This window comes from Octadecabacter sp. R77987, from assembly GCF_042466115.1.
Taxonomy (GTDB): Bacteria; Pseudomonadota; Alphaproteobacteria; order Rhodobacterales; family Rhodobacteraceae; genus SW4.
Genome location: NZ_JAXHBQ010000001.1, coordinates 1,737,986 through 1,754,186, shown reverse-complemented (window position 1 = coordinate 1,754,186; position 16,201 = coordinate 1,737,986). Strand labels below are relative to the sequence as shown.

Below are 16,201 nucleotides of genomic sequence, written 5' to 3'. Positions count from 1 at the left end.
CGGTTCGGCAGTGTGTCGGGGCCGCCCCTTTCATAACAGACCTGCAAAACGCGGGCACAGTAGGGACACGCACAATGTCAGATGCATCACATGGCGACGAGCGCATCAAGGAACAGTCAAAGCTACGAACAGCGCTGATCCGACCGGAACTGGGCGGCATCGTCGGCACCGTTGCCGTCTTTGTCTTTTTTGGTCTGTTCGCTTTTGACAGCGGCATGTTCAATGCGCAGGGGATCATGAACTGGTCGGTCGTTTCGGCGCAATTCATGATCATTGCCGTTGGGGCATGTCTGCTGATGATCTCTGGCGAGTTCGACCTGTCTGTCGGATCAATGATTGGCTTTGCCGGCATGATGATCGCGATTTTCGGCGTTACCATGGGATGGCCGATGTGGATCGCCATTCTGATCACATTCGTCATCTGCATCGCGTTTGGCGCCTTGAACGGCTATATTGTCGTCAAGACCGGCCTGCCAAGCTTCATCGTCACACTTGCGACACTCTTCATCCTGCGCGGGTTTACGATTTTCATCCCCCAGACAGTGGAACGAAAGACCATTATCGGCGGCATTCGTGAAGCGGCCGAAGGCGATTGGCTTGCGCCGTTGTTTGGCGCAAAGATCGGCCGCCCCATCTTTCAGTGGTTGGGCGACATGGGCGTGATCGGCACCTTCGAGCGCGGCAATCGCATGGGCGAACCCGTGGTTGACGGGATCCCGATGTTGATGATCTGGGCAATCGGTCTGGTGGTCTTTGGCCACTGGCTGCTGACACGCACACGCTTTGGCAACTGGGTTTTCGCTGCCGGTGGTGATGCGGATGCTGCGCGCAATTCCGGTGTTCCGGTCAATGCGGTCAAGATCAAGATGTTCATGTTCACCGCCTTCTGCGCGACGGTCTTTGCCGTTTGTCAGGTGATGGAGTTTGGCTCTGCTGGTGCGGATCGCGGGTTGCTCAAGGAGTTCGAGGCGATCATTGCGGTGGTTATCGGCGGCGCATTGTTGACAGGTGGCTACGGGTCCGTGATCGGCGCCGCATTGGGCGCATTGATCTTTGGCGTCGTGCAGCAAGGCCTGTTCTTTGCGGGCGTTGAATCCAGCCTGTTCCGTGTGTTTCTTGGGCTGATCCTTTTGGCAGCCGTAATCCTGAACACCTACATCCGTCGCATCATCACTGGGGAACGTTGATATGTCACAACCCATTATCCAGATGAAGAACATCGAAAAGCACTTTGGCAGCGTGATCGCCCTGGCGGGGGTGTCAGTTGATGTCCATGCGGGTGAATGCCACTGCTTGCTGGGGGACAATGGCGCCGGTAAGTCCACATTCATCAAGACGATGTCGGGCGTTCACAAGCCCACTGCGGGTGAGATCGTGTTTGAGGGAAATCCCCTTGATTTTGCAGACCCCCGCGATGCCATTGCCGCAGGGATTGCGACAGTGCACCAGCACTTGGCGATGATCCCGCTGATGAGTGTCAGTCGCAACTTCTTTATGGGCAACGAGCCGATCAAGAAAGTCGGTCCGATCAAGCTGTTTGACCATGACCACGCCAACAAGATTACCATGCAAGCCATGCAAGAGATGGGTATCAATCTGCGCGGTCCTGATCAGGCGGTCGGCACGCTGTCAGGGGGCGAACGTCAGACTGTGGCAATCAGCCGGGCGGTTCATTTCGGTGCAAAGGTGCTCATTCTCGACGAGCCGACCTCGGCCCTTGGCGTGCGTCAAACATCAAATGTGCTGGCGACGATCGACAAGGTGCGCCGTCAGGGGATCGCCGTTGTGTTCATCACCCACAACGTGCGCCATGCCATGGCTGTTGGCGACAGATTTACCGTTCTGAACCGTGGCAAGACGCTGGGCACTGCCTTGAAAGGCGAGATCACGGCTGAAGCCCTGCAAGACATGATGGCAGGGGGACAGGAACTGGCCGCGCTTGAGGGAAGCTTGGGAGGCACCGTTTAGGCGCGTTCCTGACGGTTCCGGCATTTGGCGTTCAGACCTTATTCAATGGCGTCCACGGGTGACGTGTGTTCAGTTTTGACTGAACGCGCTTGATGTTTGCAGTTCCACGCTCTATGTCACCGCTTGAACGGAGACCTGGATGCTTGAAGAACGCGATATAACGGCGCCCGGCGAGGCGTTCATCGAAAGGGTTGGTCTGGCGACACAGGCTGACAACCTTGGTGTTCGCCGTGCAAGCGTCAGCACCAGCGCGCGCTTGACGCTGGCGGCGCGGTCGCGTTGCAGCAAATATCGAAGTCTTTCACCCAATCTGCAACGCCCGATGGGCTGCCAAGGAAAAGTTCTATGACGCGCAAACCCAAAAAGGTGTCAGTTGAAACGCCGCCCGCAACCCCTGGCGTTGCACCCGCGCCTGCGCCTGCGCCCGCGCTTCAGTTTGACGCGGACAAGGGTGCCGCGCGCTCGACCTGGATCGCGCTTGTACTTGTCATCGCCATCGTGGGGTGGATGGGCAGCGGTTTTGTTCTGCCCTCCGAGGACGAAACACCGACACTTGCGCGCGACGAACCTGCGCCTTTGGCCGTTGCGGTCACAACCTCGAGGTCCGAGGATGTGACGCAGTATTATCGCGCCGAAGGCCAAGCGCTTGCAGATCGTGATACAGGCCTTGTTGCGGAAACGTCCGGTGACATTATCGACGTGCCGGTGCGCAAGGGGCAGGACGTTGCGGCAGGTGATGTGATCGCCCGTTTTGACCCAGCTGCGAACGCCGCCGAAGTTAACCGCGCCGCCCAAGACCTTGCCACCGCCCAGCGGGAATATGACAACGCCACAGCGCTTTTGGATCGCGGTGTTGCCACAAATGACCGCGTGACGCAGGCGCGCGCGGCACTGGCGGCAGCACAGGCGCAGGTCATCGAGGTGCAGCAGGACACCAATGCGCTTGAAATCACGGCACCGTTCGCCGGCCGTATCGAAACCCTTGATCTTGATGTGGGTGAATATGTCAGCGCGGGCACGCAGGTTGCGCGCCTTGTTGATATTACCCCGCTGACTGTCGAAATTCAGGTGCCGCAGCAGTCGTTGACGCTGCTTGAGGTTGGCCAGCCCGCATCGGTCGAATTCATCACCGGCGAAACACGCGAGGGCGTAGTCACTTTTGTCGGGTCGTCGGCCGCGGCCGAAACCCGCACGTTTCTGGCGGAAATCGAGGTCGACAATGCAGATGGTGCGATTCCGTCCGGCATCTCGGCAGAAGTTGTCATTCCGACGGGCGTTGTCACCGCGCATTTCCTGCCGCCCTCGATCGTTTCGCTGAACACGCTTGGCGATTTGGGGATCAAAGCCGTCAATGGTGATGCAACGGTCACGTTTTTCCCGATCGAGATCGTCGATGCACAGATCGACGGAATCTGGGTCACGGGCCTTCCCGAAAGCGTTGATGTGATCACCGTCGGTCAGGGGTTTGTCAGCGAGGGCGAAGTCGTCGCACCAAGCCCTGCGGAGGTGAACTGATGCATGCCTTGATCGACGCGGCCTTTTCGCGGTCGCGCGTGGTTGTCATGGCCCTGATCATGGTCATGACGGTGGGAGCCTACGCCTATGTTTCGATTCCAAAAGAATTGACACCGGAAATTCCACTGCCTTTGTTTTACGTGTCCACAGGTCTGGACGGGATCAGCCCAAGTGACGCCGAACGCTTGCTGCTTGCCCCGCTTGAAACCGAGTTTTCGTCAATTGCCGGTCTCGACAGCCTGAAATCAGATGCTGCCGAAGGCTTTGCCAGTCTGCAACTTGAATTCAGCCCGGGGTCTGACACCCAGGTCGCGCTTGATAAGGTCCGCGAGGCTGTGGACCGTGCCGAAAGTGAATTGCCGGATGACGCCTATGACGTCACAGTCACCGAAATAAACACGGCGCTGTTTCCCATTGTAACCGCAATCTTGTCGGGGCCGGTGCCTGAACGCACATTGAACGCCCTGGCCGATGACATGCAGGAAGCGATCGAGGGTCTGCCCGGCGTCCTTGAGGCAGACATCGGCGGAGAGCGCACCGAGTTTCTGGAGGTGTTGATCGACCCGACAGTGTTTGAAACATACAACCTGTCGTTTGACGAATTGATCGGTCAAATCCAGCGCAACAATCGACTTATCGCTGCTGGTGCGATTGAAACCGGTTCGGGGCGTATCGTTCTCAAGGTGCCGGGGTTGATCGAAGGCCTTGATGATGTGATGGCGATGCCCGTCAAGGTGCGTGGCAATGCGGTCGTAACCTTTGGCGATGTGGCCACGGTGCGCCGCGCCTTCGAGGACCCGGATTCGTTTGCGCGCATCAATGGCCAGCCTGCCCTTGCGCTAGAGGTCACGAAACGGTCGGGCGCCAATATCATTGAAACCGTTGCGTCGGTCAAAGCGCTGGTTGCCGAAATGCAGGTGGACTGGCCCGAAAACGTAGAAGTCACCTTTTTGCAGGATCAAAGCAAACAGGTCAAAGACCTGCTGAGCGACCTTGAGGCAAACGTGATCGCTGCCGTGATCCTTGTGATGATCGTGATCGTGTTGGCCCTTGGGGGGCGTTCGGCCATTCTGGTCGGGCTTGCCATTCCCGGTGCGTTTCTGGCCGGTGTCATCGCCTTGTGGGTGATGGATTACACGATGAACATCGTCGTGCTGTTCTCCCTGATCCTGGTTGTCGGGATGTTGGTGGACGGGGCGATTGTCACGACCGAACTGGCCGACCGCAAGTTGCAAGAGGGCGCAGCACCCAAAGAGGCTTACGCCTTTGCCGCCAAACGAATGGCATGGCCCATCATCGCATCAACAGCGACGACACTCAGTGTATTTTTCCCGCTGTTGTTCTGGTCGGGAATGGTCGGCGAGTTCATGAAATTCCTGCCGATAACCGTGATCCTGACGCTGTTTGCGTCCTTGTTCATGGCGCTGATCTTTATTCCGGTGGTCGGCGGTCTGATCGGAAAGCGGCAGCCGCAGACAGCCACGGCAAAGGCCGCGCTGCACGCCGCCGAAATCGGCGATCCACGTGACATGGGCGGGTTTACCGGCGGATATGTCCGCGTGCTGGAATGGGCAATAACGCGCCCTGCGGCGACGCTGTTGCTGGCGCTTGCACTGCTGCTGGGGGGCTTTGGTCTTTATGGCCAGTTTGGCAAGGGCGTTACATTCTTTCCATCCGTCGAACCTGATTTCATGCAGGTTCAGGTGCGCGCGCGCGACAACTTTTCGATCTTTGAACGGGATGCGCTGGTGCGCGCGGTTGAAGACCGTCTTTTGGGTTATGATGAAATCGCCAGCATCTATGCCCGTTCCATGATGAGCGCAGGACAGGGCGATGAGGAAACCATCGGCACGTTGCAGCTTGAGCTGACATCATGGGACACGCGCCGCACAGCGGAAGAAATCGGCGTGGATATTCGTGCCGATGTCGCCGACATCGCCGGCATTGATGTGCAGGTGCAAACCGAAAGCGGTGGGCCGTCAAGCGGCAAGCCCGTCAATCTGGAAATCACCGGACGTGACCCGCAAGCGCAACAGGATGCCGTGCAGCAAGTCCGTGATCTGATGGACACGATTGGCGGCTTTACGGATGTCACCGATACCCGCCCCGTTCCGGGCGTCGAGGTGTCGATCATCGTCAATCGGGCCGAGGCCGCGCGCTTTGGTGCCGATGTGAGCCTGCTGGGGCAGGCTGTGCAACTGCTGACCCAAGGGATCACTGTCGCCGATTACCGCCCCGATGATACCGATGGCGCGCTTGATATCCGCGTGCGGTTCCCGCGCGAGGACAGGTCATTGTCTGAATTGGGCAGTCTGCGGGTGCCGACCACTGCGGGCCTTGTGCCCATTTCAAATTTCGTGACGTTTGCGCCCACGGATCGCACGGGCGTGATCCGCCGCGTTGATGAAAAGCGGGTCACGTCAATTGAGGCCAACGTGGCCCCCGGTCTGCTGGTCAATGATCAGGTGATCACGCTTCGCACCGCACTTGAAAACGCCGACCTTCCCGATGGTGTCGCATTCAGCTTTGGCGGTGAGGCCGAGGACCAGCAAGAAAGCATGATCTTTCTGATTGGTGCCTTCTTTTCGGCGATCTTTTTGATGTTCGTGATCCTTGTCGTGCAGTTCAACAACTTCTATCAGGCGTTCGTTGTGATGAGCGCGATCATCTTTTCGATCGCCGGTGTCTTGTTGGGGTTGATCGTTACCGGCCGCCCGTTCGGGATCGTTATGGGGGGCTTGGGCGTGATTGCGCTGGCTGGTATCGTTGTGAACAACAACATCATCCTGATTGATACCTACAATGGTCTGAAAGCGCAGGGGCAATCCCCGCTTGAAGCAGCCCTGCGCACCGGCGCGCAGCGTTTGCGACCCGTGGTGCTGACGTCGGTCACAACGGCCTTGGGGTTGATGCCCATGGTCATCGGATTGAACCTGAACTTCTTTACGCGTGACATTGTGTATGGGGCGCCCTCGACCCAGTGGTGGACTGAATTGTCATCCGCAATTGCGGGCGGATTGGTGATTGCCACCATCCTGACACTGGTGGTGACTCCGGCGATGTTGATGCTGGGCGAAGGGCGGCGCAATCGCGCAGAGGCACCGGCCTAGCGCGGCCTCTTTATCTCTGCCCAAGGGGCGGATAGGGTCGCGCGAACGCTGCAAGGAAGATCTCATATGCCGTCGATCGTCGAGGTGCGAAGCCTCAGGAAAGCCTATGACAACGGGTTCGAAGCCCTGAAATCTGTCGATCTGGATATCGAGGAGGGCGAGATCATTGCCCTGCTTGGCCCCAATGGCGCGGGCAAGACCACGTTGATTTCCACGGTCTGCGGGATCACGCGACCCACCAGCGGCACTGTCACCGTGGGCGGGCATGACATCATCACAGCCTATCGCGGGGCGCGCAATCTGATCGGGCTAGTGCCACAGGAAATCAGCCTTGAGCCCTTTGAAAAAGTCATCAACACCGTGCGGTTTTCACGCGGCTTGTTTGGCAAGGCACCGGACGAGGCCTATCTTGAAAAACTGCTGCGCCAACTGTCCTTGTGGGACAAGAAGGACAGCAAGGTCATGGCTCTATCGGGCGGGATGAAGCGCCGAGTCCTGATTGCCAAGGCCCTGTCGCACGAACCGCGTGTGCTGTTTCTGGATGAACCGACTGCGGGCGTCGATGTGGAGCTGCGCAAGGACATGTGGGAAATCGTCGCCGAGCTGAAGAAGACCGGCGTGACGATCATTCTCACGACCCACTACATCGAGGAAGCCGAGGCGATTGCCGACCGTATCGGCGTGATCAACAAAGGGGAAATCCTGTTGGTTGAAGGCAAGGATGCCTTGATGGCTCGTATGGGGCAAAAGCACCTGCGTATCGAACTGACCGAACCACTTGATGCGGTGCCTGCCGCGCTGGCTAAACACGGGCTCACGCTTGCAGAGGGCGGCCAAAGCCTGATCTATTCCTTTGATGCCACAAAGGAGCGCACCGGTATAACCGCGTTGCTGCAAGATGTGCAAACGGCGGGTTTGCACTTGGCTGATCTGCAAACCCAGCAAAGCAGCCTCGAAGACATATTTGTCGGACTTGTGAAGGAAACATCATGAACTTTCAGGCCGTCAAATCAATATATGTCTATGAAATGACGCGATTTTTTCGCACCTTGATGCAAAGTTTCATTTCGCCAGTGATTTCCACCTCGCTTTACTTCGTGGTGTTTGGCGCGGCAATCGGCAGCCGGATTGATCAGGTCGAAGGCATCAGCTACGGCGCTTTTATCGTGCCGGGGCTGATCATGCTAAGCGTGATGACCCAAGCCACGTCAAACGCATCATTCGGCATTTATTTCCCGAAATTCATCGGCACGATCTATGAATTGCTGTCCGCACCAGTGAATTTCCTTGAGATCACGATTGGCTATGTGGGGGCGGCCGCGACCAAGGCGCTGTTCATTGGCTTGATCATTCTGGGCACGGCGTTCCTGTTCGTTGACCTAACCATCGCACATCCTTTCGCGATGATGGCGTTTCTGGTGCTGACCTGTCTGTCGTTCAGTTTGCTGGGCTTTATCATCGGTATCTGGGCGCAGAATTTCGAACAGTTGCAACTGATCCCGTTGCTGATCATCACGCCGCTCGTCTTTTTGGGAGGGTCGTTTTATTCGATCACCATGCTGCCGCCTGTGTGGCAGGTGATTACACTGTTCAATCCGGTCGTCTATCTGATTTCGGGATTCCGCTGGGCGTTCTTTGGCACGGCGGATGTTTCCATCGCGCTGAGCCTTGGCGCGATCGGATTGTTTACAACGCTTTGTCTGGCGGTGATCTGGTGGATTTTCCGCACCGGTTGGCGGATCCGCCAGTGATCTTGGGGGCGGCGAACAATATGCATCACGGGGCAGGGCGCGTCCCTTGTCGCAGGGCGTGCGACAGCCTAAGTGAAGCCTTATGAAACGCTATATCCCATTCATGAAATCGCCGCCCTTCGTGGCCGTGATCCGCCTGCAAGGGCAAATCGCGACCGGTGCGCGTTCATTGAATGATGCGGCCCTCGCGCCCGTCATTGAAAAGGCATTCACCAAAGGCAAGCCCAAGGCCATCGCGCTTGAGATCAATTCGCCCGGCGGGTCGGCTGTGCAATCGTCACTGATCGCAGCGCGTATCCGGCGGCTGGCCGCGGAAAAAGACATCCCCGTTTTCGCATTCGTCGAAGATGTTGCAGCATCAGGTGGCTATTGGCTGGCAACGGCGGCGGACGAGATTTTCGTGGATCGCGGATCAATCGTCGGGTCAATCGGGGTGATCTCGTCTGGCTTTGGCCTGACAGGCGCAATTGACAAGATTGGCGTGGAACGGCGTGTTCACACGGCTGGAAAATCAAAAAGCATGATGGACCCGTTCAAGCCCGAAAAGCCCGCGGACGTTAAGCGCTTGAAAGGCCTGCTTGATGATCTGCATGTCTTTTTCATTGACCATGTGAAATCGCGACGCGGTGCACGGCTGGTTGATAACCCCGATCATTTCACGGGTGAAATCTGGGTTGGCGACAAGGCTGTGGAACAGGGGTTGGCTGATCAAATTGGCCATCTTGTGCCGGTCCTCAAGGAACGCTTTGGTGACAAGGTTCAATTGCGCCGCTACGGCGTGAAGCGGTCGCTGTTTTCAAGGTTCGGGGCACAGCTGATCGACGATACCGTGTCCTCGATCGAAGAACGCGCAGCTTTCGCGCAGTTTGGTCTGTGACGTGATTTTCAAGATAGTCAGCCTCTTTCTTGTCGGCATGGCGGTGCTCGCGATGTTCGGCAAGATCAAGTTCCCCGGACAGGCGCGATTGGCCGCGGCCAAGTGCAAAGGCTGCGGACGCTACCGGATCGGCAAGGGGTCATGCCCCTGTGGGAAGGGGCGCAAATGATCATGGACTGGCTTTATACAGGCCTTGGGCTTGTGATCTTGTTGCTTGCGGGTGACAGCCTTGTGAAGGGGGCTGTGAACATGTCTTTGCGGCTGGGTGTGCCTGCGTTGATCGTGTCTTTGACGATTGTAGCCTTTGGGACATCAGCGCCGGAGCTTCTCATTTCCATTCAGGCGATCATTGATGATGTGCCGGGGCTGGCCCTTGGGAATGTCGTTGGGTCAAACACTGCGAATGTGTTGCTGGTGTTGGGGGTGCCTGCCTTGCTGGCGGTGATGCACACCAGCGAATGCGACACGCGCAACAGTTTCCTGCAAATGATCGCAGCATCGTTCTTGTTTATTGGCTTGGCCTATCGCGGGGTTTTCGACTGGGTCGCGGGTATCATATTGCTGGCTGCCCTGGCGGCGATGTTGATCCACGCCGCGCGTGCCGCTCGCAAGCACCGCAGGGCCGACAAGGCCGCAGCCGACGATCTGGACGACCTTGAGGGCGTGGACCCTGATCTGCCGTGGGTCAAGATCGGTATCTTTCTGGTGCTGGGTCTGATCGGTCTGCCGCTGGGCGCAAGCCTGCTGGTGGACGGGGCGACAAACATCGCGCGCGATTTCGGCATTTCCGAAACGGTGATTGGCCTGACGCTTGTGGCGATTGGCACGTCACTTCCTGAACTTGCGACCACCGTGATGGCAGCGCTGCGCCGTCAGGCCGATGTGGCGCTCGGGAATGTGATCGGGTCGAATATGTTCAATTTGCTGGGCATCATCGGTGTTGCATCGCTTGTTGGCCCGATCCCTGTTGATCCACAGTTCCTGCGCTTTGATCTGTGGGTAATGCTGGCTGCGTCCCTGATCCTGATCCCCTTCGTGTTCTTTCGGGTGGATATCAATCGCATTTGGGGCGTCGCGCTCAGCGTGCTGTATGTCACTTATCTGTTTGTGGTGCTGTGATGCGTGCGCTTGTGACGGGTGCGGGCGCGCGTCTTGGACGGGCGATGGCGCTTTATCTGGCGGATCGCGGCTTTGACGTTGCTGTGCATTATCACGCATCGCGCGACGAGGCCGAGGCAGTTGTCGCCAGGATTGCGGCCAAGGGGCGGCAGGCAGTTGCGGTAAGGGCCGACCTTTTGGACGAAGAGGCGACTGCTGAACTGGTTCCTGCGGCGATTGCAGGATTGGGTGGCCCGCTGACTTGTCTGGTCAATAATGCGTCGATCTTTGAGGATGACACGATTGAAACTGCGACACGGGACAGCTGGGATCGTCACATCGGATCGAACCTGCGCGCGCCTTTTGTCCTGACGCAGAAATTTGCGGCCCAAGCGCCAGATGCTGTTGCCGACGAAAACGGCGAACCGCACGCGCAGGCGCTGATCGTCAACATGATTGACCAGCGCGTGCGCAATTTGCGGCCCGACTATGCCAGCTATACCATTGCAAAGGCGGGCCTTTGGGTCATGACCCAAACCACGGCACAGGCACTGGCCCCACGCGTGCGGGTCAATGCGATCGGTCCGGGGCCGACATTGCAGGGCGCGCACCAGACCGCAGCGCAGTTTCAGGCCGAACGTAGCAAGACACTTTTGAAACGGGGTGTGGACCTGTCGGACATTACAAGTGCGCTTGGATATTTTCTGGATTCACCGGCGATCACGGGGCAAATGCTGGCAGTGGACAGCGGACAGCATCTGACCTCTTAGCGGCGCGTTCACCCTTGGGTTGAGTGATCCTGCGACAAGTTGTGCACCGCCATCGCGCGACTTCACAAAATATTTACAAAACCTTAATGTTTTCAGTCGCTTGCCCAATGCCGATAAAAGTTTTGTTGTGAATCAGTGTGTTACTTTAGTGCCTAAAAATTGGGCAACGTAACGAAGCCGCAAAAAAACAAGGGAAATTTCCGACCGAAACAGTTTTGCCCCCGTAGTTATCCACACAGAAAGTGGATAGGTTTCCACTTGTCACCGCTGCGATATGGTTGCAGCCCAACAGAAGAATCAGAAGCAGCCACATGCACGACAAAATGCCCAGTGAAACGCCGGAAGTTCTGACAGGTCACACCCTGATCCAGTCCTATTTGCGCACGCTGGATTCATCGCCCGGTGTGTATCGGATGCTGGATCACGAAAGCCGCGTTTTGTATGTGGGCAAGGCCCGCAACCTGCGCGCCCGCGTCAGCAATTACGCCCGTCTGACGGGACACAGCCAGCGCATCCAGCGTATGATAACCGAAACCTGTTCGATGATGTTTCTGACCACGGTGACAGAAACCGAAGCGCTGTTGCTGGAACAGAACCTGATCAAGCAGCTTAAACCGAAATACAATGTGCTGTTGCGCGACGATAAATCGTTTCCCAACATCCTTGTGACGGGCGATCACGCCTATCCGCAAATCAAGAAACACCGCGGCGCGAAAAAGGAGAAGGGCGATTACTATGGCCCCTTTGCCAGTGCAGGTGCCGTGAACCGGACGTTGAACCAGTTGCAGCGTGCGTTTCTGCTGCGCACTTGCACCGACAGCGATTTTGAAAGCCGCACGCGCCCTTGTTTATTGCACCAGATCAAACGTTGCGCGGCACCATGTGCCGACAAAATTTCGCAAGCGGACTACGCCCAGTTGGTAAAGGATGCGCAGCGGTTCCTTGATGGCAAATCGACCGAGATGCAGGCCCAGCTTGCCGCCGATATGGCTGCCGCGTCCGAGGAGATGGAGTTCGAGCGCGCGGCGGCCCTGCGCGACCGCATCCGCGCGCTGGCCCAAGTCCAGACCGCTCAGGGGATCAACCCCCAGGGCGTGTCCGAGGCGGATGTCATCGCGTTGCATACCGATGGCGGTCAGGCCTGCGTGCAGGTGTTCTTTATTCGCGCCAATCAGAACTGGGGCAACCGCGACTACTACCCGCGGATCAGTGGTGACGAGGATCTGGCCGAAGTCATGCAAGCCTTTGTCGGCCAGTTTTATTCCGACCGCGAACCGCCCCGCATGTTGTTGCTGTCGCATGGGCTGGACGAGACCGATCTGGTAACGGCGGCACTTTCGGAAAAGGCCAAGCGCAAGGTCGAGGTCATCGTGCCCCAGCGCGGGGAAAAGGCCGAGATCGTCTATGGTGCGGCACGCAACGCCCGCGAAAGCCTTGCGCGCAAGATGTCGGAAACCGCGACGCAAGCGAAACTGCTTCACGGTCTGGCCGAGGCATTTGATCTGGTGGCGCCGCCGCAACGGATCGAGGTCTATGACAACAGCCACATCCAAGGCTCGCATGCGGTAGGTGCGATGATCGTTGCGGGGCCGGACGGGTTTGCAAAGAACCAATACCGCAAGTTCGACATCAAGGGCGAAGGCATCACTCCGGGTGATGATTTCGGCATGATGAAAGAGGTTCTGACGCGCCGTTTCAAACGCTTGCTGAAAGAAGACCCTGATCGTCAGTCCGGCACGTGGCCCGACCTGTTGCTGATTGATGGCGGCGCCGGGCAGGTAAGTGCAGTGCGCGAAATCATGACCGAACTGGGTGTCGGTGATGTGCCGATGGTCGGTGTCGCCAAGGGGCTGGACCGCGACGCGGGCAAGGAAGAATTCCACCGCACCGGCAAACGGGTCATGGCCCTGCGCCACAACGATCCGGTGCTTTATTTCGTGCAACGTTTGCGTGACGAGGCGCACCGCTTTGCAATTGGTGCGCACAGGGCGAAACGCAGCAAGGCTTTTGGCGCAACCCCGCTGGATGACGTGCCTGGTGTTGGGGCTGCGCGCAAACGGGCGCTTTTGGCACATTTCGGCAGTGCCAAGGCGGTATCGCGCGCAGGCCTCGCCGATCTCAAGGCCGTCAACGGGATTTCAGGCAATATGGCGCAGGGTATCTATGACTACTTTCATGAAAAAGGTTAGGTGGTGCACACGGCCAAACGGCGCTAGGACTGTGACATGACTTGGAACCTGCCAAATATCCTGACCGTGCTGCGCTTGCTGGCGGCCCCTGGCGTTGCGATCATGTTCCTGTATTTCGCGCGCCCCTGGGCCGATTGGTTTGCCCTGATCCTGTTTGTGGTCGCGGCCACGACCGACTGGATTGACGGGTATCTGGCACGCGCATGGAACCAGCAGACCAAGTTCGGCGCGATGCTTGACCCGATTGCCGACAAGGCGATGGTGGTAATCGCTTTGCTTGTCATCTGTGGATTTTCCGGCATGGACCCGTGGATATTGTTACCTGCCTCCTTGATCATGTTTCGCGAAACATTTGTGTCGGGCTTGCGCGAATTTCTGGGTGATACGGCAGGAACGCTGGCCGTGACCCGGCTGGCCAAATGGAAAACAGCGGCGCAGATGACAGCGATCGCCGTGCTGTTTTCAACGGGCGCCTTCGAGACATATTTTGCGATGTCGACCGAGGGCATGGACGGCGCGATGATCGGGGCAATTTTCGCAGGCGATGAACCCGATTTGCAGGGCATCGTCTGGAAATGGTTCGGCGGGTTCTATAGCTGGTGGATTGGTATCATCTTGCTTTGGGCGGCGATGATCCTGACCGTTGTCACGGGCTATGACTATTTCCGCAAATCACTGCCCTATCTGAGGGAAGCCGCATGATTGACGTTGTCTATTTCGCTTGGGTACGGGAACGGATTGGCGTGCCGCGTGAACAGGTCGCGACCAAGGCCGCGACTGTGAGCGACCTGATCGCGGAGCTGCGCGCGCGCGAGGAACGTTATGAACTGGCGTTTTCCGACATAAGTGCGCTGCGGGTCGCGATTGATCAAACCTTGACGGATTTTGACGCGCCCCTGGAGGGTGTGCGCGAAGTCGCATTTTTTCCGCCGATGACGGGTGGCTGATGGACATTCGTGTTCAGGCAGACGCATTTGACGGCGGGTCGGAACTCAACGTATTCACCGCACGCGCGTCAGGTGCTGGTGCTGTTGTCAGCTTTAGCGGGTTGGTGCGCGATGTGACGGGCGGCCTGCGCGCCATGACCATCGAACACTACCCCGGCATGACCGAAAAGGCGCTGACAGACATCGCGCAACAGGCCGTGACGCGCTGGGCGCTCGCGGATGTGCTGGTGATCCATCGCTTTGGGCGGCTTGCCGTTGGTGAACCGATCATGATGGTCGCGACTGCCGCACCGCACCGCGCCGATGCCTTTGCGGCGGCAGAATTCCTGATGGACTACCTGAAGTCCCGCGCGCCGTTCTGGAAAAAAGAGGAAACCGCGGATGGGGCCGATTGGGTTGCGGCCAAGGACGCCGACGAGGATGCGTTGAAACGGTGGTAACTACCGCGCCATTGCCTTGCAGGGGTCGTGCTGCGGGCAGGTAATCAGGTGGTCATTGATCAACCCGCAGGCCTGCATCCACGCATAGACTATCGTCGGGCCGCAAAACTTGAAGCCCGCTTTTTTCAGGTCTTTGGACATCTGTGTGGAAAGTGGTGTCGCGGCCGGAACCTCGGCCAGTGTCGCCCATCTGTTCTGGATCGGTTTGCCGCCGGTATAGGCCCAGCACCATGCGGCAAAATCATCCATTTCCAGATAGGCGCGGGCGTTGGTGATCGTCGCCTCGATCTTGCCGCGGTGGCGGATGATGCCGGGGTTATCAAGGCAGGCCAGCACTTCGGGCTCGCCCCAGCGCGCAATTGCTTCGGGGTCGAAACCGGCGAATGCCTTGCGGAAGTTGTCGCGCTTTTTCAGGATCGTGATCCAGCTTAGACCTGCCTGAAACCCGTCCAAGATCAGCTTTTCCCACAGGGCGCGGCTATCGTATTCCGGCACGCCCCATTCGGTATCGTGATAGTCGGTATAGATCTTTTCGCTACCCGCCCAGCCGCAACGTTCGTTCATGCCGCCCTCCTGCAATGTGACTACAATTCATCGCAAATCGTGATCCTTTACCAGCCGTTAAGTGCACGGCGGGGATAACTGTGGCTGACCAAGGGACAACTTGATGGCCACGTTTGATCTTTCTCCGGGTGCGCTGGATGCACAAACGCCGATGGACCCGCTGCAATATGCGGTGGCCAGTCGTGACCGTGATGTGCTTTCGACCGTGCGCACCGCACTTGAACGGGGCAATACCGTTCTCGCGTTTCAGCCGGTCGTGCGCGCTGATGCCACCGAACAGGTCGCGTTCTACGAGGGGTTGATCAGGGTTCTGGATGAAGGTGGCCGCATCGTGCCCGCGGCGCAGTTCATGAGCCAGATTTCCGAAAACGCGCTTGGCCGTGACGTGGATTGCGAAACGCTGCGCCATGGTCTGGATATGCTTCAGGCGAATCCAACCCTGCGCTTGTCTTTGAATGTGTCGGCCCGGTCGATCGGGGATGCCGCGTGGCGGCGGCGTCTTGATGAACGGCTTGATCGTGATCCCGCACTTGCGCACCGCCTGATCCTTGAAATCGGCGAAACCTCGGCGATGCAATTGCACGAAATGGTCATTCGCTTCATGGAAGAAATGCAGCCTTGCGGTGTGGCCTTTGCCCTGGATGATTTCGGTGGTGGCATGACGGCGTTTCGCCACCTCAAGGATTTCTTCTTTGACATGGTGAAACTTGATCGCTGCTTCGTCAGTGGGATCAACCATTCGCCCGACAATCAGGTCCTGGCCGAGGCGTTGATCACTGTTGCCCACCAGTTCGAAATGTTCGCCGTGGCCCAAGGTGTCGAAACCGCGGCCGAGGCGGAGTTTCTCGCCTCCTTTGGTGTGGACTGCCTGCAGGGCTATCAGATCGGCATTCCAAAATTCACCTTGTGAACCGGCCTATGGCGGGTGCGCGCCGATGCCACGGTGAATCACGTTGCCCTAAGGCCGCCCAA

Annotated in this window: 15 protein-coding genes; 14 read left to right on the top strand and 1 reads right to left on the bottom strand. The window is 57.9% G+C overall.

The features are described from left to right. Positions 1-74 precede the first annotated feature (74 nt). From SJY21_RS08920 to SJY21_RS08860, 13 genes are all read left to right on the top strand, one after another. Entirely contained in the window at positions 75-1,187 is a 1,113-nt protein-coding gene (locus SJY21_RS08920; protein ID WP_377509180.1) for an ABC transporter permease, read from the top strand. Between the two features lies 1 nt (position 1,188). Next, positions 1,189-1,968 carry an ATP-binding cassette domain-containing protein gene (locus tag SJY21_RS08915; protein ID WP_377509177.1) on the top strand — a complete coding sequence of 260 codons (780 nt, stop codon included), beginning with the start codon at positions 1,189-1,191 and terminating at the stop codon, positions 1,966-1,968. A 345-nt stretch (positions 1,969-2,313) separates the two neighbouring features. Beyond that, positions 2,314-3,483, top strand: coding sequence for an efflux RND transporter periplasmic adaptor subunit (locus SJY21_RS08910; protein WP_377509175.1), 1,170 nt, complete (start codon positions 2,314-2,316; stop codon positions 3,481-3,483). Then, positions 3,483-6,593, top strand: a complete 3,111-nt coding sequence (locus SJY21_RS08905; protein ID WP_377509172.1) for an efflux RND transporter permease subunit — start codon at positions 3,483-3,485, stop codon at positions 6,591-6,593. The genes SJY21_RS08910 and SJY21_RS08905 overlap by 1 nt, the downstream gene beginning before the upstream one ends. A gap of 66 nt (positions 6,594-6,659) precedes the next feature. Further along, on the top strand, positions 6,660-7,586 hold the full coding sequence (locus tag SJY21_RS08900) for an ABC transporter ATP-binding protein (RefSeq protein ID WP_377509169.1): 927 nt from the start codon (positions 6,660-6,662) through the stop codon (positions 7,584-7,586). Beyond that, positions 7,583-8,344 (top strand): ABC transporter permease, encoded by a 762-nt coding sequence (locus SJY21_RS08895; RefSeq protein ID WP_377509166.1) that lies wholly within the window; start codon positions 7,583-7,585, stop codon positions 8,342-8,344. The genes SJY21_RS08900 and SJY21_RS08895 overlap by 4 nt, the downstream gene beginning before the upstream one ends. An 82-nt stretch (positions 8,345-8,426) precedes the next feature. Continuing rightward, positions 8,427-9,221: a S49 family peptidase gene (locus SJY21_RS08890; RefSeq protein ID WP_377509163.1), complete on the top strand. Its 795-nt coding sequence runs from the start codon at positions 8,427-8,429 to the stop codon at positions 9,219-9,221. 141 nt (positions 9,222-9,362) lie between these two features. Further along, entirely contained in the window at positions 9,363-10,340 is a 978-nt protein-coding gene (locus SJY21_RS08885; protein ID WP_377509160.1) for a calcium/sodium antiporter, read from the top strand. Beyond that, positions 10,340-11,089, top strand: coding sequence for an SDR family oxidoreductase (locus SJY21_RS08880; RefSeq protein WP_377509157.1), 750 nt, complete (start codon positions 10,340-10,342; stop codon positions 11,087-11,089). Before SJY21_RS08885 ends, SJY21_RS08880 begins: the two co-directional genes overlap by 1 nt. Positions 11,090-11,400: 311 nt before the next feature. After that, on the top strand, positions 11,401-13,278 hold the full coding sequence (uvrC, locus tag SJY21_RS08875; protein WP_377509154.1) for an excinuclease ABC subunit UvrC: 1,878 nt from the start codon (positions 11,401-11,403) through the stop codon (positions 13,276-13,278). A gap of 36 nt (positions 13,279-13,314) precedes the next feature. Beyond that, entirely contained in the window at positions 13,315-13,980 is a 666-nt protein-coding gene (gene pgsA, locus SJY21_RS08870) for a CDP-diacylglycerol--glycerol-3-phosphate 3-phosphatidyltransferase (protein WP_377509151.1), read from the top strand. After that, entirely contained in the window at positions 13,977-14,225 is a 249-nt protein-coding gene (gene moaD, locus SJY21_RS08865) for a molybdopterin converting factor subunit 1 (RefSeq protein WP_377509148.1), read from the top strand. Before pgsA ends, moaD begins: the two co-directional genes overlap by 4 nt. Next, entirely contained in the window at positions 14,225-14,665 is a 441-nt protein-coding gene (locus SJY21_RS08860; RefSeq protein ID WP_377509146.1) for a molybdenum cofactor biosynthesis protein MoaE, read from the top strand. The genes moaD and SJY21_RS08860 overlap by 1 nt, the downstream gene beginning before the upstream one ends. On the opposite strand, the gene SJY21_RS08855 is transcribed toward SJY21_RS08860, so the two are convergent. Then, on the bottom strand, positions 14,666-15,229 hold the full coding sequence (locus SJY21_RS08855; RefSeq protein ID WP_377509143.1) for a DNA-3-methyladenine glycosylase I: 564 nt from the start codon (positions 15,227-15,229) through the stop codon (positions 14,666-14,668). 103 nt (positions 15,230-15,332) lie between these two features. Here SJY21_RS08855 and SJY21_RS08850 point away from each other — a divergent pair, with 103 nt between their 5' ends. Further along, positions 15,333-16,139: an EAL domain-containing protein gene (locus SJY21_RS08850; RefSeq protein ID WP_377509140.1), complete on the top strand. Its 807-nt coding sequence runs from the start codon at positions 15,333-15,335 to the stop codon at positions 16,137-16,139. Positions 16,140-16,201: the final 62 nt, after the last annotated feature.

What these genes read in the sequence shown, in the direction of transcription:
- SJY21_RS08920 (WP_377509180.1), top strand. Translation starts at nt 75, where the DNA reads ATGTCAGATGCATCACATGGCGACGAGCGCATCAAGGAACAGTCAAAG.
- SJY21_RS08915 (WP_377509177.1), top strand. Translation starts at nt 1,189, where the DNA reads ATGTCACAACCCATTATCCAGATGAAGAACATCGAAAAGCACTTTGGC.
- SJY21_RS08910 (WP_377509175.1), top strand. Translation starts at nt 2,314, where the DNA reads ATGACGCGCAAACCCAAAAAGGTGTCAGTTGAAACGCCGCCCGCAACC.
- SJY21_RS08905 (WP_377509172.1), top strand. Translation starts at nt 3,483, where the DNA reads ATGCATGCCTTGATCGACGCGGCCTTTTCGCGGTCGCGCGTGGTTGTC.
- SJY21_RS08900 (WP_377509169.1), top strand. Translation starts at nt 6,660, where the DNA reads ATGCCGTCGATCGTCGAGGTGCGAAGCCTCAGGAAAGCCTATGACAAC.
- SJY21_RS08895 (WP_377509166.1), top strand. Translation starts at nt 7,583, where the DNA reads ATGAACTTTCAGGCCGTCAAATCAATATATGTCTATGAAATGACGCGA.
- SJY21_RS08890 (WP_377509163.1), top strand. Translation starts at nt 8,427, where the DNA reads ATGAAACGCTATATCCCATTCATGAAATCGCCGCCCTTCGTGGCCGTG.
- SJY21_RS08885 (WP_377509160.1), top strand. Translation starts at nt 9,363, where the DNA reads ATGCCCCTGTGGGAAGGGGCGCAAATGATCATGGACTGGCTTTATACA.
- SJY21_RS08880 (WP_377509157.1), top strand. Translation starts at nt 10,340, where the DNA reads ATGCGTGCGCTTGTGACGGGTGCGGGCGCGCGTCTTGGACGGGCGATG.
- uvrC (WP_377509154.1), top strand. Translation starts at nt 11,401, where the DNA reads ATGCACGACAAAATGCCCAGTGAAACGCCGGAAGTTCTGACAGGTCAC.
- pgsA (WP_377509151.1), top strand. Translation starts at nt 13,315, where the DNA reads ATGACTTGGAACCTGCCAAATATCCTGACCGTGCTGCGCTTGCTGGCG.
- moaD (WP_377509148.1), top strand. Translation starts at nt 13,977, where the DNA reads ATGATTGACGTTGTCTATTTCGCTTGGGTACGGGAACGGATTGGCGTG.
- SJY21_RS08860 (WP_377509146.1), top strand. Translation starts at nt 14,225, where the DNA reads ATGGACATTCGTGTTCAGGCAGACGCATTTGACGGCGGGTCGGAACTC.
- SJY21_RS08855 (WP_377509143.1), bottom strand. Translation starts at nt 15,229, where the DNA reads ATGAACGAACGTTGCGGCTGGGCGGGTAGCGAAAAGATCTATACCGAC.
- SJY21_RS08850 (WP_377509140.1), top strand. Translation starts at nt 15,333, where the DNA reads ATGGCCACGTTTGATCTTTCTCCGGGTGCGCTGGATGCACAAACGCCG.